Raw genomic sequence first — 21,252 nt, forward strand, 5'->3', positions numbered from 1 at the left:
CGCAACAAGCGAGCACAACCCAAGACACGCTTCGCCATTGACTCCAAGATCCGCCGCCCCGATTACCTACCCAACGTTGCTTGACGAGGCACTAGATAACGCGGTCGAGACCCCGATGTATAGCTGAACGCTCAACTTGCCGCCGGATCATCTCGACTCATGACCGAGCGAAGATTCTCCTCACGGAGTCATCAGCACCGTCACACATCTGGCACTTGAGGAGCTTCTGTCGCCGAAACGATTAGATGCGATCTGGCGACGGTGTGAGATGTGGCGGGTTTCTGACGTTCCTGCTGGTCAGCGGGGACTCGTTTGTCGCGGTGCGGGTGTGACGTTATCGGACTTCGTGCCGGTCGGGAACCGCGATCCTTTGCTGGGTTGAGGTCTTCACAGCAGCTCGCATCTGATGCGATGATCCCGCATCCGATGCGGGCAGGTGGAGAGTGATTTCGGTGGACGATCGCGGCGGCATCCCAGGCGCGGCAGGCTTGGTTCTGGTCGATGGCGTGTCGCTGTTTCGCCCTGAGGAGCAGGTGTTCGAGGCGATGCTGGAGGGATTCGCGAACCAGCAACTGGCGAGGAATCTGGCCTATTCGACCGTGCAGAGCCGTGAGCATCAGCTGCGCGCGTTTGCCGGTCATGCGGAGGCGTTTCCGTGGCTGTGGTCGCCGCATCTGGCCGATGAGTGGTTCAGCGATCTGCGCGCGGTGCGGCATGTCGCACGCTCGACGGTGCGCAGCTACCAGGTCGCGATCCGCGGCTTCTGCAGCTACCTGATCGACCCCGCCTACGGCTGGGCGGCCGAGTGCGAGCGACGGTTCGGGACACACCCGATCCAGGTGATCCACGAGGTGAACGCGGCCGCGCACGTCGCCGATTCCGAAGCCGAACCGACACGGCGGGCGTTCACCCGCGCCGAGTTGCAGGCGCTGTTCGACCACGCCGACGACGAGGTCGCCCGCAAAAGAGCGCTCGGCCGCAAAGGCTGGCTGCCGGCGTTCCGGGACGCGACGATCTTCAAGATCGCCTACGGCTACGGCACCCGCCGCACCGAAACCGCGATGCTGGACGCCGCCGATTTCGGCCGCAACCCCGACGGCCCAGAGTTCGGCGACTACGGCGTCTGCTATATCCGGCACGGCAAAGCACAACGCGGCTCACCACCCAAACGCCGCTCCGTGCTCACAGTCTGGGCCTGGACCAGCGAGGTCCTCGAGCAGTGGTTCACCGAGATCCGCCCCCACTTCGGTCTCCAGAACAACCCGGCCGCCTGGCCCTCCGAACGTGGTCTGCACGTCGGGCCGCAGCAGCTGAACAAACGGCTGGCCGGCTACCGCGACACACTCGGCCTCGATCCAGCGCTGGACTTCCACTCGCTACGCCGCTCCTACGTCACGCACCTGATCGAAGACGGCTGGGACCCGCGCTTCGTGCAAGAACAGGTCGGCCACAACCACGCCTCGACCACCTCGATCTACACCTGCGTGTCGTCTGACTACCGCACCCGCACCCTGCGCCGCGCCCTCGACGCCATGGTCGCCGACGCTCTGAACCCCGCCCTGAAACCAGCCGAATCGAACCCCACGGGAGGCACTCGATGAGAGGCCAGAAGCGTCTGGTCAGTTACCAGTGGCGGCTGCGGGAGGTGATGGCCGAACACCAGATGTTCGCCACCACCGAACTCATCCCACTGCTGCACGAACGCGGCATCGACCTGTCCGCCTCCCAGGTCCACCGGCTCGTCACCGGCACCCCCGAACGTCTCTCGATGGCCGTTCTCGCCGCGTTGTGCGACATCTTCGCCACCGACCCCAGCGAGCTCATCACCACCGACGCCGTCAACACCGGCGTCCGCAAAACCGCCACCGGCGAACGCACACCGGGCAAGGCAGCCGCCGATCTGCGTCCGAGACGCGCCCGCATCACCGACCAGACATGAACGTCAACCCGCCAAGACAGCGGACCCAGACAACCTGCGCACGTTGCCATCGGCCCCTTCGAGGCGCCGCCCCGCCTCAACCAGGCGAAGCGCCGCCCACGGGCCGAACGGTCGTGGCCACCAAGCACTGGCCAGAAGGCTCGATCTGCTCAGGCTGCTTCGTCAAGGCCTGTGAGACCTACGGAGTCTGCGACGGTTGCGGCGTCGACCGGATGCTGCCCGGCATCAGTCCCAGCGGCGACCGGTTGTGCACCGACTGCGCCGGCGGGCTCGGTGACTATATCTGCACCCGCTGCGGCCAGGAGGCATGGCGCCACTACGCCGGCATCTGCGGCCGCTGCGTCCTCACCGACCGGCTCACCACCGCCCTCACCGACGGCACCGGCACGATCCGCCCCGAACTCACGCCGCTGTTCGAGTCGATCCGCGCCATGCGCAGACCACGCTCCGGCATCCTCTGGCTGTCCCGACCTCACGTCCCAGCCATCCTCCAGGCGCTCGCCACGGGCCGCGTTCCGCTCACCCATGACGGGCTCAGCAGCCTGACCCCGTGGCGGTCGGTCGTCTATATCCGCGACCTGCTGATCGCCTGCGGAACCCTGCCACCCATCGACCGCTACCTGTTCTTATTCGAGCAATGGCTCCCCCGCTGGCTCGAGGGCATCGACGACCCGGAGCACCGCAAACTGCTCCACCGCTTCGCCACCTGGCACCTCCTCAGAAACCTCCGAACCACCGCCCAAACCGGGCCGATCGGCCACTACCGCAACCAGAGCGCCCGCACCCAACTCCGCACCGCGGCCGCCTTCCTCACCGATCTCGCCGCCCGCGGACACACCCCGCAACAGTGCACTCAAACCGACCTCGACCGCTGGTTCGCCACCACCAACAGCACCGCAAAGCTGGGGCTGCGTGCGTTCCTGCGCTGGGCCATCGACCACCACGCCATGCCGCGACTGGCCCTGCCCCCGGTTGTCACCGGTCACAGTCCACCCATCAGCAACCACCAACGCATCGACCTCATCCGGCGCATCCACACCGACCCCGCCATCGCGCCCATCGACCGCGTCATCGCGCTACTCATCCTGCTCTACGCCCAGCCACTCCCACGGATCGTCCGCCTCACCCTCGCCGACATCACCCACGACGGCGACCAGCTCCTGATCCGGCTCGGCGACCCGCCCGTCCCAGTCCCCCAACCCTTCGCCGGCCACATCACCACCTACATCGCCAGCCGGCCCAACCTCGTCACCGCCACCAACCCCGGCAGCCAACTCCTCTTCCCTGGCCGACGCGCCGGCCACCCATCCACCCCACCAGCGTCCGACTCCGCCTGCACAACCTCGGCATCCCCAACCTCAACGCCAGAACCCGCGCCATCCGAGAACTGTTGCTCCAGGCACCAGCACCCGTCGTCGCAACAATGCTCAACTACACACCCCACAGCGCAGAACGCATCGCCGCCCAAGCCGGCAGCACCTGGAAGACCTACGCCGCCGGCGACCACACCCGCCGACCCCCACCACCGCACCGGCCCTGACAGCAATCATCACCAACGCCAAACGTTGAGGACCGATGATTGGCGACAGTCGAATAGGACTGGCTACCGGTCGGGCTCGATTGGGCGAGTCAGTTCATTATTCTCACGGTCGTTTCGTTGAGCTGGCATGGACCGTCGAACGTGTCTTCCGGATCGCTCTTGCGGCCGCGGGCGACCATGCTGAGCATCCATCGGTTGACCGCTGGAGATGGCTACAAATACCTGCTGCGACACATCGCGTCTGGCGACGTCGACGGTCGGATGGGCACCGCGTTGACGACCTACTATGCCGCGTCCGGATACCCGCCCGGGCGATGGATGGGTGGTGGGCTGAGCGGGCTCAGCGATGGCCAACTGGTCCCGGGAAGCGAGGTCAGCGAGGAGCAGATGGCCGCGCTCTTCGGCCGTGCGCAGGACCCGACAACGCGGTCTCCCCTGGGTCGCCCGTACCCCACTTTCAAGAGCCCGTCGGAACGCATTCAGGCTCAGATCCGCGCGCTCGATCCACACTTGAGCGAGTCCGAGCGGCTGGTCGAGATCGAGCAGATCCGCAAGCGCGAGATGCGTACGAAGACACAGCACGCGATCGCCGGGTTCGACCTCACCTTCTCCCCCGTGAAGTCTGTTTCGGCTCTCTGGGCGACCACCGATGTCGGTACTCAGGAGCAGATCGTCGCGGCGCATCACGACGCAGTCCACGACGTCCTGGAGCTGCTGGAGCAGCACGCGGCGTACACGAGAACCGGTGACCACGGCGTTGCCCAACTCGACGTACGAGGTCTGATTGCTGTGGCGTTCGACCACTGGGATACCCGCAGCGGCGATCCCCAACTGCATACCCACGTCGTGGTTGCGAACCGCGTTCAAGGCCTCGACGGAGCTTGGCGCACGCTCGATAGCCGAACTCTGCATCGGTCGATCGTCGCGATGTCGGAGATCCACAACGTGTTCCTCGCCGACAACCTGAGCCGACGACTCGGCGTGAATTGGGAACTGCGAGAGCGAGGGAGCCGGCGAAACCCGGCGTTCGAGATCGACGTCGTTCCCGATGAACTGATCCGAGAGTTCTCGGCGAGAACGGAACAGATCGAGACCAACCTCGCCGCACTTCTGGACGAGCGCAGTGACAAGATCCATCCGCCCGGCCGCCGCGAGATGTACGTGCTTCGCCAGCAGGCCACTCTCATGAACCGCCCGCCAAAACACCTCGCCCGCCCACTCGCAGAGCTCATGGCCCAATGGCGGACCCGGGCAGCGCAGGCCATCGGATCGGATGCAGTCCGTGCCATCCAGCACTCACTCCGACAGGCCGGTGAACGCATGCTGGCGGCCGCCGACCTGAGCTCTGAGACCATCGAGGCGTACGGTGCCGCAACAGTCCTCACGATCCAGACCAAACGCGCCACCTGGAACCGCTGGAACCTGCTCGCCGAGGCGGCGCGGCAAACCCGGCTGCTTCGCATGATCTCGTCCAGCGAGCGGTTCGCGGTGCTCCAATCCATCGTGCAGTGCGCCGAACGGCACTCGATCAGCCTCAAGGCACCCGACCTCGTCTCGGCGCCGGTAACAAGAACAAGCGGCGAGAGCGTCTTCACGGTCCACAACGGCCAGATCCTCACCTCGCCTGTCATCCTCGGCGCCGAATCACTCCTGCTCGAGCTAGCACGAAACTCTGCAGGGCCCACCACGCCGGCACCGCAAGGCGCCGGTTTGAGCGCCGACAAGGTGCGGGCACTTCAGCGGATCTGTACCAGCGGACAGAAGCTCGAAGCACTGGTCGGACCTGCTGGTACTGGCAAGACCAGTCTCCTGTCTGCCCTGACAACGACCTGGGAAGTGACACACGGCGAGGGCTCCGTCATCGCGCTAGCCCCTTCCTCGGCCGCGTCAACCATCTTGTCCGACGCCATAGGTATCCCGACCGAGAACATCGCCAAATGGATCTACGAGTCCACCGGCCTCGGTGCCGAACACCGTCGAAATCTACTCCAGCAGACCGAGCACGCAGCCCATCTTGCCCACGCTGCCCGTCGCAAACGTCGCCATCAGCGCCTCATGACTCAGCTGGCGGCGCTGCACGCAGAGAACGACAAGTGGAGCTTCCGCACCAACCAGCTTGTCATCATCGACGAGGCATCCATGGCCAGCACGATGGAACTCGCTACCCTCGCCCGCGCCTCCAACGACGCCGGCGCCAAGCTCCTCCTCGTCGGCGACGACGCCCAGCTCTCCGCAGCCGACACCGGCGGCGCCTTCCGCCTCATCGCGAAAGACACCCAAGCCGCCGAGCTCACCGACGTCTGGCGCTTCACGAACCCGTGGGAACGCGACGCCAGCCTTGCCCTCCGAACAGGCGATCTCGCCGCCATCGACGCCTACGACCACCACGATCGAATGACGGCCGGCTCCAGCGACGAGATGGAAGACGCCGCGTACCGAGCCTGGCGCGCCGACATGAAGGCCGGTCGAACCAGCCTGCTCATCGCCGCCGACAACGCCACCGTCGTCCGCCTCAACGCCCGTGCCCGACTCGACCGCATCACCACCGGCGAAGTCGAACCCGACGGCATCGAACTCCACAACGGCAACCACGTCGGCCTCGGCGACCACGTCGTCACCCGGCTCAACCAACGCCGGCTTCACTGCGGAACCAACAACTATGTCAAGAACGGCGACCACTGGACCGTAATCCAACGCTGGCCGGATGGCTCCCTGACAGTCCAGAACCACGACGGCGAGACCGTGACGCTGCCCAATGCCTACGTACAGGAATCCGTCGAACTCGCCTATGCGACCACAGCGCACCGAGCTCAAGGCGCAACAGTTGACACTGCCCATCTGCTCGTCACCGAGGAACTCTCTCGCAGCCTCCTCTATGTCGGCATGACCCGCGGACGCGACTCCAACCACGGCTACGTCGCCACCCACCAGGCGAGCTCCGACCTGCACGAACCCCACCCCGAACAGACCATGCAGGACATCCTCGAAGCTGTGCTGAACGACCCCGGCGTTGAAGAATCCGCCCATGAAGTCATGCGCCAAGAGCTCGATGAAGCCACGCGCCTAGACCGGCTGGTGCCCATGCATGAGCATCTCTGCCAACTCGAGGCTCGAACTCGATACCGTTCAGCAGTGGCATCCAGCGGCCTCGACCCAGCCGACACAGCAGCCCTCCAGGCGTCCCGCGCCTACGGTGCACTGATCGCTGAACTTCGCCGTGCCGAGTCGATCGACCTCAGCGTCTCCGATCTCCTGTGCCGTGCCGTGGCTCAGTCGCCCCTGACCAACGCACGCGACATCGCAGCGGTGCTCCACGGTCGTGTCGAGCGCCTCGTCAGGAGATCACAGACTCGCACCAGACGCCCCACAACAATGGTCGCCGGTCTCGTCATCCCCGCAGATCAAGCCAGCGATCCCACAATGCTCCCGGCTCTTCGCGAGCTTGAGAGCCAAATCGCCGACCGCGCTGACTGGCTCGCACACCAAGCCGCCATTCAACGGCCACTCTGGTACGACGCGATCGCTGGAGCCCATACCCAGGGTCGACAGCCGACGCAGCTGATACGCGAGATCGCCGCGTACCGACAGCGCTACCAGATTCGCGAACAAACAATCCTCGGCGCCACACCCCCGCAGGCCGCGATAGGCCAGCGCCAGCACCATGCCCGCCTACTCGCTCAAATTCAGCGCCTAGCTCGCAACGATGCGGAACAGAGCGACCTACCCTCACCATCAGCGACCCGAGCGCCGACGATGGATGTCGGCGCCAATCTCGCGTCTGATGGGCCACGCAACTGAGATAATGAGCCAGCCACAGGACCTTGCCGTACATCAGAAAGGTTTCGAATGGACGCTCAGATTCGTGTCGCGGGTGGAACCGATGGTGATCTGAACGCGGTGCATGACTGGCTCAACAGCGAGGACGAATTCCGTGGGCGAGTCGGACTCGCCGAGGGCGTGATCGGCGAGTCCGAGCTCGGGTCGCTGTCGGAGGTGTTGACTGTGGCGTTCAGCGCGGGCGGTGCCGGCACGGTCCTCGCCTCGTCGCTGATCACGTGGCTGAGGACGCGACAGACGACCGCGAAGATTACAGTCGAGTCGGAGGGGCGTTCGGTCACGTTCGACATCACGACCACTCATGATGTACGGCCACTCGTGGAACAGGTTCTGAGATCCAGCGATGACGACTGACCAGGGGGAGTACGGCGCCTCGCGCGCGGTACTGATCGGGGTTTCGGACTACGACCACGCCGTATTCACCCCGCTTCCTGCAGCCCACAACAGCGTGACTGCCATGCAAGGGCTGCTCTCCGACTCGGCCTTGTGCGGTTGGTCGCGTGACCAGATCACCGTCATCTCGAACCCAAGATCGGTTTCCGAACTCGGCATTCAGCTGACCGAGCTGGCCAAGGAAACCACGGGCGTCCTGCTGCTGTACTACGTCGGCCACGGCGTCGTGACCGAACGTGCGGAGCTCTGCTTGACCGTGAGCTCGACGCACCCTGGACACCCAGGCATCAGTGGTCTGCGCTGGGAGACCGTACGGCACGCGTTCCTCAGCTCCCCTGCCCGCGTACGCGTCGGGATCTTGGACTGTTGCTTCTCCGGCCGCGCCATCGAAGCCCTTTCCGGAGCCGGCGATCAGGTGCTCGCCGACCTCGCGGACATCCGCGGCTCTTACGTACTCACCGCCTCGAGGAGCAATCGGACAGCTCATGTGCCGCCGCCTCACGAGCAGCGGAGCGCCTGCACATCCTTCACCGCCGAGTTGACAGAACTCGTACGTGCCGGCATCCCGGGCAAGCCTGATTGGCTCAGCTTCTCCGACATCTATCCAGAGTTGCGGCAACGGCTGACGTCCAAGGGGTTGCCGGCGCCAGACCGCCGAGGCACCGACACCGCCGACCAGTATCAACTCGCCGCCAACGCCGCGAGTCGAAGCTCACGACGGGCACGCGCAGAGGTTCTTGCTCCACCTCCGCATGCGACAGACCAGGGCCGAGCGACAGGCGGCAACCGGGCGCGCACGTCGCCGACGAAAATACGCGCCGCCGAAGGCGTAGTCCGAAGCCAAGAGGAACGTGTCGGCAGGCTCTTGGGCGCCCTCAACCGCGCACGAACGGCCGGCGACGCGGACACGGCGGCGAGCGTGGAGGAGGAACTCAGAAACGTTCGGGCGCTGTTGGCGGCGGCGATCAAGAGCCTTGAGGAGTACAGGAGCTGACCGCATGTCGCTCGGTGTCGGCGCGCAGTCGCTTCGTCCGGGCTGTGTGATTGCGTGATCCAGTGTTGCAGCTGCCAGACCCGCCAGCGGCGGGCCTTGGTCCGTGTCACGCCTCATGATCCAGCCGCACGGTCCTTGGGCTTCAGAGGGCGGTCGACCTCCTTCCACCGCTAGGCGCCGTCGGATGATGGCCAGGGCGTTCAGCCGTTGGTGGTCTCAGGTCGGTGGGCTGTGCGGGTGCAGCCCAGGAGCGAGCTCCAATCGCGCAGGCGCCGAACCGCGAGGGTCAGGTCTCGATGGAAGGCGAGGGGGTCTGAGGGAGCGGCGTCGGGTTGGTAGCACGATTCCCAGAAGGTGCGGAGGGCGGAGAGTTCTTCGACGATCGCGCCGTGGTGGGGCCAGCAGGGTGGGATGACCTTGTGGTCGAGGTTGTATCGCGTGACGGCCCATGTGACCCAATCGGCGAGACGTTCTAGTTCTTCGCTGGTGCTGGTCAGGTCGAGATCGCGCCAGCAGACGACATACGGGTCTGTGGGTGGGCCGAATGCCAGTGCGCGGGCGAGGTCGTCGTCGGGGTTCATCGGATGAGCGCGCGGCCGATGCTGTTTCGGATTCGATCGGAGTCGGGTCGGTCTGTCCAAGGCGTCATGGTGAGCAGAATGGGTGGGGCTGTCCTGGCCAGGAGGATGCCGGTGCCGAAGGGCAGCGTGCGGATGACGTCCGGCGGCAGGATAGGGATTCGGCGCGTGCTGGTCGACGTGGTGCGTCCTCCGTCGGGGCCGCGGCTCCAGTTGCGAATCTCGTCGTCGCGTTCGCCGCAGACGGCGGCGAGGTCTTGGAGGTCGCGGGGTTGGGCTGAGCCGCCAAGGATGAGGCGGAGAGTGGCGGCATCCCACATGGCGGCTGCGGCTTGTTCTCCCCAGCGTTCGCGGGCCTGGGCGAGGGATTGGATGACGACGTGGGTGGAGATGCCGGTACCGCCTCCGTCCGCCATCAGGCCCGGTAGAGACGGCACGGCGCACAGGTTGGCGATCTCGTCGAGGACCAATGCGAGGGGCGGCTCGAGCCGGCCGCCGGGGTTGTGGGCGGCGAGTTGGCGGGCCGTTTCGGTGATGTCTTCGAGCAGGGCGGCGATGAAGGACGAGGTGGCACTGGCGCCGGCTCCGGTGCCGAGGAGGTAGATGGTGCCACGTTCGCGAATGAATGAGGCCGGCTCGAGGCCTTGGCCGGGTGGCGGGTCGAAGGATCGTCGTACGGCTGGGTCCGCGAGGGCCGATAGCGCAGAGCGGACGCCGGCCCAGATGGCGTCGCGGGTGCGGCCGTCCATGCGGACGATGCCGTCCAGGGTGTCACCCCAACCTTCCGCTGCCGCGTCGGAGCGGTTGAGGATGGTGACGGCTTCGGTGGCTGACGCTGGTTCGAGGCTCCAGCGGTAGAGCTGGTCGATGCCGGTGTCGTCGAGGGCCGCGGCGTGGAGGAGTCCGCGGAGCGCCATTTCGGTTTGGCCATGCCAGAAGGCTCCGTCGGTGACGCCGCCTTTGGTGAAGCCGGCGCCGGCTGCGAGACCGCTGGCGCGGACCATGGCGGTGGTTGGGTTCTCGCAGCCGCGCACGGGTGACCAGCGGATGCCTTCGGCGCGACCGAGTCCTTGGGGGTCGAACACTGCGACTGGGCCGATGTCGCGGCGCAGCTCGAGTGTGGCGGCGAGATTGTCCGGTCTGGTCGACGTGGTGACGACCGCGCCGGGCGCGTCGATGATGCCGCCGATGATCTGGTGGAGACCCTTGCCGGAGCGGGGCGGGCCAACGTCAATGCGTGAGTCTTCGACAGACGCCCAGCATTCGCAGCCTCGGGAACGCCCCAGTAGAGTGCCGACTTCACGGGGCGACCTCGTGGACGCTTGCGGCCTGGCCGAGCGCCCTCGTCGTACGACTTGCCGACGACCTACCGCGATCTCGACTTCGGCTCTGGTCGCCAGGCCGGGTCGGGCCGCGAGTGCACGTCGCCGACTCGCCTGGCTGGATCGTCCTTGCCACAGTCGGGCGACGAACAGACCGACACCGAGCGGGAGGGCGATGACAACGGCCAGGGCGGTCCAGTAGGACGCCGGGTCGATCTGCGCGGCGGTCAGTCCGAAGGCAGTCGCTGGGTCGCCCGGATGCAGCACGACCCAGAGGGCGTCGATCCAGGGCGAGTCGACCCAGTGGCCCGTTGTCAGCAGACAAACCATGCCGCCCGTGAAGTAGAGGATGCCTGCGCAGAGGAACAGGATGCCCGCGCCGACGATTAGCAGCTCGTTGAAGTCACGGGGTGGGCGTTGATTCATGTGTCTACATCCGGGCGTCGGTGTCGAAGAGTTCGACTTCGCGGGCGTGGCGGACGAGCTGCACGACGAAGGACCGGTTGGGCAGGCGCCAGAGCGCGCGGCCCTTGGGCAGCTTGGCGATCGTGGCGATCTCGACGTCGGTGAGGCCGAGGAGGTTGGCTGTGCGGGACAGCTGATCGGGCTCTTGACGGAGCATGATCCTGGTTGAGCAATCGGCTAAGAGACCTTCGGCGAGAGCACGGGCCTCTGAGCCGACGTCGCCCACTGCGGCGAGGTCGGAAAGACGGTGGACGATCAGTAGGTTCGAGACACCCCAGGCCCGCGAGAGCTTCCACTGCTCCTGCATGCGACGCAGTAAGGCTGCGTCGCGCATAACCCGCCACCCTTCGTCGTACACGATGTATCGATTGCCGGCGGCAGGGTCGGCGGCCGCGGCTTCCAGCCATGACGACGCGCAGGCCAGGGTCAGACGGAGAGCCTCGTCGTTGCCGCCGCCTCCGAGCCAGGACGTGTCGAGCGTGACCATCGGGAGGGCCTGGTCGAATTCGGTTGTCGAGGGCCCGTCGAACATTCCGGACAGGTCGCCGTGCACGAGGCGGCGGATCGCATGGGCGACCTCGCGGCCATCGTCAACGAGACTGGTCTGACGTAGTCCCGCGCGTTCTGCGAAGGCAGAGTCCGGCGTGAAGAGTGCGACGACCATGTCGGGGATGGTCGGCGTCGCGACCTGACTGCACACCGTGTCAAGTGCCAGGTCAAGCGCGGTGTGCTCCACGGCAGCCAACGGACGACCAAGCGTGGACTCAGCGAGTGTTCCCAACAGCGCGCGGCGACGAGACCAGACGATCCTTTGCCACTCGTCGGACTCGACCGTTGCCGGTTTGCGTCCAGCGTCGAGTGGGTTGAGCCGGGTCGCGAGTCCAGGTCCGAGTTTGATCGTGGCTCCGCCCATCGCCTCCGCGACCGCTGTCCACTCCCCTTTCGGATCGCACGGCACGTATGCCTTGTGTCCGAGGGCAAGGGAACGCGTGATGAGCGCCTTGGCTGTAGACGATTTGCCGCTGCCGATGACTCCAGCCAGGAGGACGTTGGGGTTGGTGATGACCCGGCTCTGATACAGCACCCACGGGTCGTAGACGAAGGAACCGCCGCTGAAGACGTCCGATCCGAGGTAGGTGCCGTCAGCGCCCAATCCCCCTTCGGCCAGGAACGGGTACGCGACCCGCACCACTCGGGTCGTCGCTCGATGCGTATCGACACGGAGCCTTCGAGCGCTGCCAGTCCCCGCGTCGCCCTCGATCGCACTAGGCTGCGGTCTCAACGGTACGTCGTGCCTCGCCCGCCGATTCGCGCGCCTCGTGACCCTATCTGTGCCCTCGCGCTCGTAGTACACGGAGTATCGCGTCATCAGAGGCCAACCCCGAACGGTAGAGCCGCAGCGATGAAGCCTTCCAACTGCTGTCCGACCAGCCGGCGTAGATCGAGCAGTGCCTGAGAGGCGGCGATCTCGATTTCCATGCAGGCGTCGTCGAGCGCCTCTTCGGTATCGGCAGAGACGACGAGCAGTCCGATCCACCGAACGTCGCCGTGGCCCGCCGCGAGGTCGCGTTCGCGTTGGGCCACGTCGGCGTCGAGCTGCCGGTCCTGTTCCGTCTCCAGCTGTCCGATCCGTGACCGTGTCGCTCGATCGCTGACCCGCTCGACCTGGTGTCGTCGTGCGTCCCGCAGCGCCTTGGCCATCGGGATCGGCTGCAGGACCATCGTGAACGTACGTCGAATGCCTGGCTTCAACAGCAACGGACTGAGAAATGATGGCGTCGCACGGAGCCGTGGCCACTCGGTGACGACGTACACCCGATGAAGGGAGGAGTCCGTGCGCAGCCGGTCCCAGGTCGCGTCGACCGCCAACGGTCCGGCGTCGGCTGCGTCGAGAGCCTCGGGATTCGACACCGTCTTCGTCGCCGCCGGGTCGAAAGCAGTGCGGACGCTCGACGCGATTTCGCCGGCGCCGAGCCATGCCCCGGCGACTCCGGCCGCGGCGAGCGACGTCTGGAAGGCGCGAGCCTCGGACTCGAGCACTGCCGTTGCGCCGACGAGGCCGCCGCCGTGTTTGCGAGCCTCGCGGGAGACGGTGTCGAGGTTCACGGCGAGGCTGAACAGGGTCTCGTGCTTCGCCGCCGTCGGCGCCGCCTGCGCGAGCAGATCGGTGTAGATCGCGCCCGCCGGCGTACCTGGATCCAGTCCGCGCGTCATCGCCCATCGCCCGAGCTCGTCAGCGGGATCGGGAAGCGTGCGTTCGAGGATTTGTGCCCGTGCGATCCGGTTGCCCTGGCACAGGCCGGCGATCAGGCGCCCGTATGCCGCAACACGACGGTCCTGCTCGTCTGCGTTCTGCAGCAGATGTGCCGGGCCTTCGATTCGCGCGACCGCGACCAGTCGCCGGCGCCGCGGATCGTGGACAACCCCGACCCCCGACGCAGTCGTCAGAACCCGCATCGTTCCGCTCTCCCCCGGCAACTGCAGCCGGCCGTGTTGACGCGGCTGCATCAACCCAGCGCGGTACGACTGCTGGCCGCGAAGCGATCGCCAGAGATGCACCGCGCCAAGTACAAGCCAGCGGTACACCGGAAGGTCCTCTGCACGCCCGAACGCGATGGCGACGCAGGCGGATGCCGTCAGCAGTCCGCCGAGCCTTGCCACGGCGGACACCTGAGTGACAAATGACAGTGTGACGACGCCGATCGCTGTCAACAGCAGCGCTACTTGCACCGGTCGAAGTCCGAGCAGTACGGCGTGCTGCTCGGGGCGGGGGAAACGGGTCGAGAGCGTGTCGGTATTCGTCATCGCGCCTCACCGCCTTGGCGACCACCCTGGTTGGCTCGGCGTTGGTCATCGTCGTGGCCTGGTCCAGCAGATCGGTCGACCCACTCGTGGGTTGTGGAGGCGGCATCGGCGGGCGCTGTGGTGGGCGTCGAGTCTGGCTCAGCGTTGGTCCCAGGCGGCGCATGGGAAGAAGGATCCTCGCGCTCAGTGCCGGCGGTACTCGCGTCGCTCGGCTCATCGTTTCCGCCGACGACAGGACCAGGTCCAGACTGGCCGCGCGATCCTGCGAAGTCGAACGCTGCCCAGCGCTGGGCCTGTTCGAGGCGGTCTTTGACTGCCGATGCGCCCGCCGATCCTTGTTGTACCGCGTAGAGCGCGCTCTGCCCTTGATCGCCGGCCCAGTGGATGAACGAGTAGGTCGCCAACGGCGCGAACGCGGCCATCGCGAACAACAGCGTCCCGGCGAGGAACGTGCCGAGGCTCGAGTCGCCGGCCTCGTTCGTGTTGCCGACGGCCGATAGTCCCAAGGTGAAGATGACGGCCATGATGATCTTCGAGAACAACAACGCTCCGACGATCTCGATCCAGCGCCGCAACCAGTGCCGCGTCGCGGTCCAGGTCCAGCTGGCCAGCGCGATGGGCGCCAGTACGACAAACGCCACGAGCGCGACCTCGCGGATCAGCATGACGAAGTACAGCGCCATCGTCGCGAGGATCGCGAATTCGATCGCCATGATCAGGAATCCCCCGTTGGTGGCGTGGCCGAGCACCCTCGTGATGTCGACGATCCGCCGGAATCCCTGAACGATTGCCGGATTGTGGCCGAGGATCACCGACGAGATCTGGTCGACCATTCGGCCGCTGGCCACGACCACCGCGATCGCGAACGGCACGCCGGCGGTCCCCAGAAGGGCTCCGAACACGGCTGATCCGAGGCGCGCGGGTTCTCGACGGACCGCGGCTGCCGCACATTGGAGGACGAACGCGATCACCAGCAAGGGCAACGAGATCGTCACGATCAGATCGAGGTTGTCTCGCCACCACTTCTGGTTGAAGTCGGGTGTCGTACTCGCGCTGAACTTCTCGAACACGTTGATCGCCATGTCCGTGAGTCCCTTGGCCAGCCAGTTGGCGATGAAGTTCCAGGCCGTGCCGCCGACCGCTTCTCGGCCAACCGCCTCGACGCAGCCCGCTGGATCCAGCAGGCAGTCTTTCCAAGCCATCGGCTCGTCCCCGCTCAGCCGATGCTGATGCCGCTGAAGAAGCGGATCAGGGCGTTGGCCGAGCCGATCAGGATCGCTGCGAACAGCGACGCCAGGACGCCGGTCCGGCCCTTGCTCGCGAAGTGGGCGTTGCCGTTGATGTTGCCGAGGGCCCACGCTGCCGCGGAGATGATCAAAGCGACCACGCACGCGACGAGCGCGAAGGTGATAGTTGCGCCGGCGAGCGTGCGTAGTGCGGGTAGCCCTGGCAGGCCGTGGGTGTTCGGGGTGACGCCGGGGTCTCCCAGTATCACCAGCTGGCGAACGAATGCGTTGCCTGTTAACACGTTCATGTCCTTCACGTTGTCGAGTAGATGGGCGGTGCCCAGCCGAGGTATGTGGCGCCCCACTGGGACTCGATGCGTGCGAAGTCGACGAGGTAGACCCCGCCTTCGCCGGGAATGGTGTCGCCGATGTCGTTGGAGACGATGCGGTCGTTGCCGATGTACACCGCGACGTGGCCGTACGGTCCGCCGGTCTCCCAGAACACGAGCGCTCCCGTGGGAGGCCGGCGGTCGTCGGGATGTGCGTTGCCGGTCGCGAGCATCTGGCGCCACTGTTCGGCAGCCGAGAAGTACCCGGACCGAGGGCGGCCCCAGATGTTGGCGGCTAACCGGGCGCACAGTTGGTAATAGCCGTGCCCGCCCACCAAGCGCAGGGCGCGAGCGACCGCTTCCCGCGCACCTGGCAGCTCGCCGCCGGTGTCGACAGGCGTCTCGCAGGTGCCTGCAGTTGGCGTCGCCACGCAGGTGTCGTCCGACCCACCTACCGCGAGCGCGAGCGGTGCCATGAGTCCGAGGGAGCTCGCCAGCAGAGCGGCAGCCAGCGTCGCCTTGATGATCACGGCGACAGCTGGGCGGTCGCCGACCAGAACCTGCAGGTCGGCGTACACACAACGGCTACCGCGGCCTTTCGGTCGAGGAACCTGGTGTCGGCGTCTGTGATGACCGTCTGCGTGCCGTGGACCACGAAGGCATGCCAGCCAGCCGGGGCCTGACCACGGTTGACGATCGCCTCGAGCTCCGGCGTCACCTCAGCCGTGATGCCGCCCACGACGGCGCGGGCCTTGTGCGACTGAAGTTGGTCCCACTCCGCCCACTGCGGCAACAAACTCCGAGCGACCTGCGGCGCGGCCGACGCCGGATCGGCGAACACACTGACTGCGTTCTGCCAGTCGACGTAGCTGTGCAGCGAGGTGTCGTAGGTCCAGATCGCCCGGGCGTACGCGCTGGCGAACTCCCGCGGATCATTCGTCGTCGGAGGCGTCCATGTCTCCAGCTGGGTCGGCGCCTCCTCGGGGTAGGTCGTGCTGCTCGATCTGCCACTCTGCTCGCCTGAACGCTGCCAGCCGACGACCAGCACCGCGAGCAAAGCGACCACCCCGACGACAGCCAGGATCGCGATGATCCTGGAGCGGGTCGAAGACTTCACAGGGTTTCCTCTCTTGGAGATCTTGCCGCGACGCGGCGCGGTGGAGCCGACGGTCGCCGCTAACTGCGGCAGGACCGAGGCCGCCACGAACAGGTGGGAGGCGAGCGCGATGGGGATGCGGCAGCACTGGACGAACAGGTGATGGCTGGGCGGCCGGAGCCGGATGTTGGTCATGCCGTGTCTCAACGGTTGAGCCCGGGAGACTTCTCGTCAGGCGGCGTCCTTTGCAGCCGTGAGCCACTCGACGCCAGCCGCTCGGCGGAGGCCGAGACGGCTTGGTCCGCCGAAAAACCGCTGGTCACGACCCGATGCAGCCTGGATCCACCGCCGTACGACCGGATCGCTGAAGACCTCGCCCGGCGCCTGACCGAGCGCCAGCCGCGCGAGCGCTGACGGCCTGCCGGTGCCTCCGCGGAGCAACCAAGCCATGCCCTCCGCCTGAGCCGCCGTCGCGCGCGCTCGACGGAGACGCTGGATGATCGCCGCGCGGTAGTACGGCGGTCCGTCCGCCGCTACCCGGATAAGCCGGCGGCCGGCCGCGGCCGGCAGCCCCGCGCGTTCCAACTCGACGGCGATCGTCTCCAGATGCGGGCCGAGAGACCAACGATGCGTGGGAGGTGGTTCCGGCAGCCGGTGGGTCAGCCGGTGACGCTTGCCATGCAGAACATGAGCGCGGGCCGCGTCCATCAACCGCCATCGGACGTGAGTGGCCAGGTAGCCCCATGACAGCTTGTCCGGCGGCGGTGCGGTAGCCAGCTCGAGGCAGCGCTCCCAGGCGATCGCACGTGCCAGCTGTTCGGCCTCGTCACGACCCAGCGCGGCCCGAAGTCGGCTCGACAGCGGTACAACGATGTGGGACTCGATCTCCTCGGCCAGCAGCCGCGAAGGCTCCGCCGCCCATCCCGAACGAGCCGCCTCCGCGATCAGGTCCTCCAGGTCAACGTCCATATCCCAAATCTGCTGTCCGCCGCCCCGATCCAGAACCTGGATCCTGGAATCAAGGACTCCTGGAAAAGCCCGGCGAATCGACTCCGACCTCTATGGCGCCGCTATGCCGGCTCCGGCGACCGCGCGGTCGATGCTCTCGGCCTCGCTGAGTCGCCGCGACGACCTCGTCGGACACAATCTGTGCGTTAAGTTGGACGGCGCGTGCGAGCCTGGCGATTGCGCCGGCGACGCGCCTTGGCGGCATCCTCGCTACCAACGGGGCCACAGCTCGCACTGCGTTGACTTGGCCACTGAGGTGATCAAGCACGTTGGCCCATTTCGTCAGCTCGACCTCGATCGCATAGTCGACGAGCGGACGCGCCGACCACAGCACATCCCGCAGCACGCCTGCGCCAGCCGCATGCAATGCCGCGGGGTCCTGTCGGTCCGGAAGGCGCGCGAACAGCACGTCGTCGAACACCTCTGACAGCACCGGCAGACTGCGCACAGCGCCTGTCCGACCGCCAAGGTCACCATCTAGAGCGACCACGACGGTGCTGGTCCGCGAGTGCGCTCGCGCGATCAGCGCCTGCTCAGGCGTGATCGCTGTACCGCAGCAAGCCAGCCGGCCCAGTGCTCGCCCGCGAGACTGACCGCTGGGGCGTCCATCATGCCCTCGACGAGCACGGGGACCGCTCCCGCCTGTAGCCGCTTGACCTGGGCGTCCAAGCCGATCAGGGTCTGTCCCTTGGAGTAGATCTCTGTGTTCCTCGTGTTCAGGTAGCGCAGCCGCGGACCAGCGGACCGCCCGATGAATCCGGCCGGGCGGACGTCCTCGTCGTACGCTGCGAGGACGATCCGATCCCGGAACCGATCGACCAGGTAGCCGTTGCTCGTCACAAACGCGAGACCCGCCGCCACGATCTCGATGTCGTCGAAACCCTGCCGGCGCAGATGGCCGACGAGCTGCGACCAGCCGTCGGGCGCGTAGCCCACCGACCATTCAGATCCAGGCGCGAGGACCGTACCGAGGCCACGGCCCCGGAGGTGCTCAGCTGCCCAGTCACCTGGCCTGTCCTGGAGTTGCTGTCGGTAGAACGAGGCGGCAGCCACATGGGCCCCGTGCAGGCGAGCTCTCACAGGTCTGGTCCACGCTCAGGTGGCTCTGGATCGCTCGCTATGTCCGCCGCCGCGCCACCGAGGCGGTCGGTCAGGAGTGGCCGAGCCATGCCCAGCGCATCGTTCAGGACCTTCGAGCCGGACTCCGCGGCCGCGATCGTGCTCGGGCTGTGCGACAACGAGACCGCGCGCACGCGGTCGTAGTACAGCGCCAGATCGAGCAGATACCCGGTTGTCAGCTTCTGGCGATACTCGTCACCGCTGGCGATGACGATCGCCGTGTCCCCCATGCTGAACTTGCGCAGCATCCTCACCTGGGCGGTCGACAGCCCTTCACCGAAGACCGGGATCCCGGCCCACCGGCCTTCGGACTCCCAGCTCATACTCGACACAGCGATCGCGCGGCCAGGTTGTCCACTATCACCGGAACAGCGCCCTCCCGCAGAAGATCCAACTGCTCCGCGATCCCGAACAGAACATTGGACGGCTGATGGATCGCCGTGCCCGGGCTCAGAGACTGGGCACGGCCGTCCCTGCCTATGCCGATGAACCCAGTCGGGTGCAGCTTCGAATCCCGGGCGACCACCACGAGCTGATCACGGAAACGATCCATCACATCTCCCTGACCCACTCGACGTACGAGACCCGCACTTTCCATCGTCGAGTAGGCGAAGCCCCCAGCCGCTAGGTAGTCGACCAGACCGGTCAATGTGTCCGGGGCAAACCCAACCCTCCAGGCCGAGTCCTCCGACAGCACCTGCTCGATGCGCGATTCCTTCACATACTCCAACGGCCAACCCGTTGCCCGGAGCAACTCACGCCGGAAGAACTGCGACGCAGAGACGACCGCCTCAAACGCGCGACGCCGTTCCTCCGACGTGATCGCAAACCCATGATCATTCATCAAAGCCTCCGAATGCCGAACTCAATCGGCATCGAAGATCTCGTCAGATCCCTCGCCATAGAACCCAGATCACGACTTCCAGGAACCGCAGATCACACGCGGATCAGAGCTCGGGACCCCCTGGTTCGGGTGGTGGCAGATCGGCCTTCCGAAGCGCAACGAAGCCGCTGCCGCTTGCCCGATACGTCATCAGCGGACGCGACTTGAGCAACAGGTCGTGGACGCGTTCGACCCCAGACTCCCGCTGGGCCATGCCGGCCAGCGACTCCCCCGCAGGCAGACCAACCGCTCGGACGCGGTCGAAGAAGAACGCAAGATCCAGCAAGTAGCCAGCCGACTGATTCCGCTCTGCCTCGCTGCCGGCCAGAACGACGATCACTTTGTCGCTCGTACAGAACCGGCGCAGCATGCGCGCCTGAGCCGTCGACAGGCCGCCGCCACAAACAGGGATGCCGGCCCATTGCCCACCCGTCTGCCGACCAACGTCTGACACAGCGATTGCGTCAACTGGCTCGTCCACGATCACCGGCACCGCACCACCAACGAGCAGATCCCGCTGTTCGACCGCCCCGACCAGCACGTTCGAGCGTCGGTGAATCGCCGTCAGCGGGCTTGCCGACCGCGCGACACCATCCCGGCCGATGCCGACAAAACCCACCATCGACGACCGCTGATCATGAGTGACGAGCATCAACTTGTCCCGATGCCGATCCTGCGCATCCCCGTGCTCGCTCCAGTCCAGCAAGCCCGCCCGCACCAACGTCCCGTACCCGAAGCCCTGCTTGTGCAGATGATCGACCAGATTCGAGTAGGTCCGCGGCGCGTATCCAACCTTCCAGGGCGAGTCCACGGACAACACGGACTCCACGCCATGAGCCCTCAAGTACTCCATCGGCCAACCAGTCGTTGCCCGCAGCAACTCTCGGCGGAAGAACTGCGCCGCCGCAGCATTCGCCTCCAGCAACCGCCGACGCTCATCAATCGATAGCCCAAACCCCTGAGAATCCACCACAACCTCCGAAGCAGCATCAACCACTGACTGCCTCGAACCTCGACCCGATCACCCGCCGACAGAACCTGGAACCTGCGATCAGGTACATACTCACAACGGGCCGATGCCGTGGTATTTGTCCAGCTCGTCCAATGACGAGCTTGACGCCGATACTTCCGAACGTCGGCGCAGCGCAGGCCGACCACTCGAACTCCCCGGAGGCGGCGAATCCGCCCACAGCCCAGCCGAACGGGCCAATTGAGCCCCCGCCGAATCGATCGCATCATCAATCAGTCCGATGAGCTTGCGGATAGTCCACGCAGCACTGCCCTGCCCGACCTCAGCTTGCAGATCGCGCCGAGCGCCATCTTCCTCAACGTCCAGCTTCCCAAAATCCACGATCCCGAAGATCGCCGTCCGAGCTCCACGCTAGAACCGGGAGTCCGCAATCCAGGACCGACCGTCCGAGGGCTCTACGTCCAAGGCGTTATCCATTACCCCGGACAGCAATCCCCAAAGCCATTGAGCAGATTGATGGTCTGGTTGTCTGCGTAGATCAGCCCGCCGACCGCGATGGGCTTCGTGGACGGCAGCGGTCGGTGTGTACGGTCCTGTATGCCGCGCCGACAGCCACCGTGAGTAGCCCGACGCCATCACCAGCACCGGCAGTTGGGCCTTGACCCTGGTTGTTGGACACGCTGATTCCAGCAGTTGCTGGGGTAAGCGAGATGATCCTGACCATGGCCCGCAAGAACTACTCCGAGCA

At 66.1% G+C, this 21,252-nt stretch carries 20 protein-coding genes; 6 read left to right on the top strand and 14 right to left on the bottom strand.

All coding sequences use genetic code 11. The features are described 5' to 3' along the window. Positions 1-452: 452 nt before the first annotated feature. From EV651_RS40830 to EV651_RS40855, 6 genes are read left to right on the top strand one after another with little or no spacing between them, the layout of a single operon-like run. Positions 453-1,601, top strand: a complete 1,149-nt coding sequence (locus EV651_RS40830; protein WP_238157544.1) for a site-specific integrase — start codon at positions 453-455, stop codon at positions 1,599-1,601. Continuing rightward, complete coding sequence (locus tag EV651_RS40835) at positions 1,598-1,939, top strand: helix-turn-helix transcriptional regulator (protein ID WP_133791563.1); 342 nt, start codon at positions 1,598-1,600, stop codon at positions 1,937-1,939. The genes EV651_RS40830 and EV651_RS40835 overlap by 4 nt, the downstream gene beginning before the upstream one ends. Beyond that, a complete protein-coding gene (locus EV651_RS40840; RefSeq protein WP_202870756.1) occupies positions 1,936-3,600 on the top strand; it encodes a hypothetical protein in 1,665 nt (554 codons plus the stop codon). The genes EV651_RS40835 and EV651_RS40840 overlap by 4 nt, the downstream gene beginning before the upstream one ends. 56 nt (positions 3,601-3,656) lie before the next feature. After that, positions 3,657-7,277, top strand: coding sequence for a MobF family relaxase (mobF, locus tag EV651_RS40845; protein WP_305000136.1), 3,621 nt, complete (start codon positions 3,657-3,659; stop codon positions 7,275-7,277). A gap of 48 nt (positions 7,278-7,325) precedes the next feature. Next, entirely contained in the window at positions 7,326-7,670 is a 345-nt protein-coding gene (locus EV651_RS40850; RefSeq protein ID WP_133791567.1) for a hypothetical protein, read from the top strand. Beyond that, a complete protein-coding gene (locus EV651_RS40855; RefSeq protein WP_133791569.1) occupies positions 7,660-8,703 on the top strand; it encodes a caspase family protein in 1,044 nt (347 codons plus the stop codon). The genes EV651_RS40850 and EV651_RS40855 overlap by 11 nt, the downstream gene beginning before the upstream one ends. Positions 8,704-8,903: 200 nt before the next feature. Here the strand turns inward: EV651_RS40855 and EV651_RS40860 are convergent, their stop codons facing one another. The 14 genes from EV651_RS40860 to EV651_RS40925 form a co-directional block, all read right to left on the bottom strand. Continuing rightward, a complete protein-coding gene (locus tag EV651_RS40860; protein ID WP_133791571.1) occupies positions 8,904-9,284 on the bottom strand; it encodes a hypothetical protein in 381 nt (126 codons plus the stop codon). Further along, positions 9,281-11,029: a type IV secretory system conjugative DNA transfer family protein gene (locus tag EV651_RS40865; protein WP_202870757.1), complete on the bottom strand. Its 1,749-nt coding sequence runs from the start codon at positions 11,027-11,029 to the stop codon at positions 9,281-9,283. Before EV651_RS40865 ends, EV651_RS40860 begins: the two co-directional genes overlap by 4 nt. A 4-nt stretch (positions 11,030-11,033) precedes the next feature. After that, entirely contained in the window at positions 11,034-12,260 is a 1,227-nt protein-coding gene (locus EV651_RS40870) for an ATP-binding protein (protein WP_238157545.1), read from the bottom strand. Between the two features lie 176 nt (positions 12,261-12,436). Further along, positions 12,437-13,873: an SCO6880 family protein gene (locus EV651_RS40875; protein ID WP_133791573.1), complete on the bottom strand. Its 1,437-nt coding sequence runs from the start codon at positions 13,871-13,873 to the stop codon at positions 12,437-12,439. Further along, positions 13,870-15,075 carry a hypothetical protein gene (locus EV651_RS40880; protein ID WP_133791575.1) on the bottom strand — a complete coding sequence of 402 codons (1,206 nt, stop codon included), beginning with the start codon at positions 15,073-15,075 and terminating at the stop codon, positions 13,870-13,872. The genes EV651_RS40875 and EV651_RS40880 overlap by 4 nt, the downstream gene beginning before the upstream one ends. 14 nt (positions 15,076-15,089) lie before the next feature. Continuing rightward, on the bottom strand, positions 15,090-15,407 hold the full coding sequence (locus EV651_RS40885; RefSeq protein ID WP_133791577.1) for a DUF6112 family protein: 318 nt from the start codon (positions 15,405-15,407) through the stop codon (positions 15,090-15,092). A gap of 5 nt (positions 15,408-15,412) precedes the next feature. Next, complete coding sequence (locus tag EV651_RS40890; RefSeq protein WP_202870758.1) at positions 15,413-15,958, bottom strand: CHAP domain-containing protein; 546 nt, start codon at positions 15,956-15,958, stop codon at positions 15,413-15,415. Next, positions 15,955-16,719, bottom strand: a complete 765-nt coding sequence (locus tag EV651_RS40895) for a hypothetical protein (protein ID WP_133791579.1) — start codon at positions 16,717-16,719, stop codon at positions 15,955-15,957. The genes EV651_RS40890 and EV651_RS40895 overlap by 4 nt, the downstream gene beginning before the upstream one ends. 36 nt (positions 16,720-16,755) lie before the next feature. Next, complete coding sequence (locus EV651_RS40900; protein ID WP_133791581.1) at positions 16,756-17,493, bottom strand: hypothetical protein; 738 nt, start codon at positions 17,491-17,493, stop codon at positions 16,756-16,758. 561 nt (positions 17,494-18,054) lie between these two features. Then, positions 18,055-18,612: a hypothetical protein gene (locus tag EV651_RS40905; protein WP_133791583.1), complete on the bottom strand. Its 558-nt coding sequence runs from the start codon at positions 18,610-18,612 to the stop codon at positions 18,055-18,057. After that, positions 18,609-18,974 (bottom strand): hypothetical protein, encoded by a 366-nt coding sequence (locus EV651_RS40910; RefSeq protein ID WP_133791585.1) that lies wholly within the window; start codon positions 18,972-18,974, stop codon positions 18,609-18,611. Before EV651_RS40910 ends, EV651_RS40905 begins: the two co-directional genes overlap by 4 nt. Then, positions 18,971-19,495, bottom strand: a complete 525-nt coding sequence (locus EV651_RS40915; protein ID WP_133791587.1) for a hypothetical protein — start codon at positions 19,493-19,495, stop codon at positions 18,971-18,973. The genes EV651_RS40910 and EV651_RS40915 overlap by 4 nt, the downstream gene beginning before the upstream one ends. Positions 19,496-19,598: 103 nt before the next feature. Further along, the gene (locus tag EV651_RS40920; RefSeq protein WP_133791589.1) at positions 19,599-20,531 is read right to left on the bottom strand and encodes a hypothetical protein; all 933 of its coding nucleotides are present in this window, start codon (positions 20,529-20,531) and stop codon (positions 19,599-19,601) included. A 66-nt stretch (positions 20,532-20,597) separates the two neighbouring features. Then, positions 20,598-20,885: a hypothetical protein gene (locus EV651_RS40925; protein WP_133791591.1), complete on the bottom strand. Its 288-nt coding sequence runs from the start codon at positions 20,883-20,885 to the stop codon at positions 20,598-20,600. Between the last annotated feature and the right edge of the window lie 367 nt (positions 20,886-21,252).

The sequence above is a fragment of the Kribbella sp. VKM Ac-2571 genome (assembly GCF_004362255.1).
Lineage (GTDB): Bacteria > Actinomycetota > Actinomycetes > Propionibacteriales > Kribbellaceae > Kribbella > Kribbella pratensis.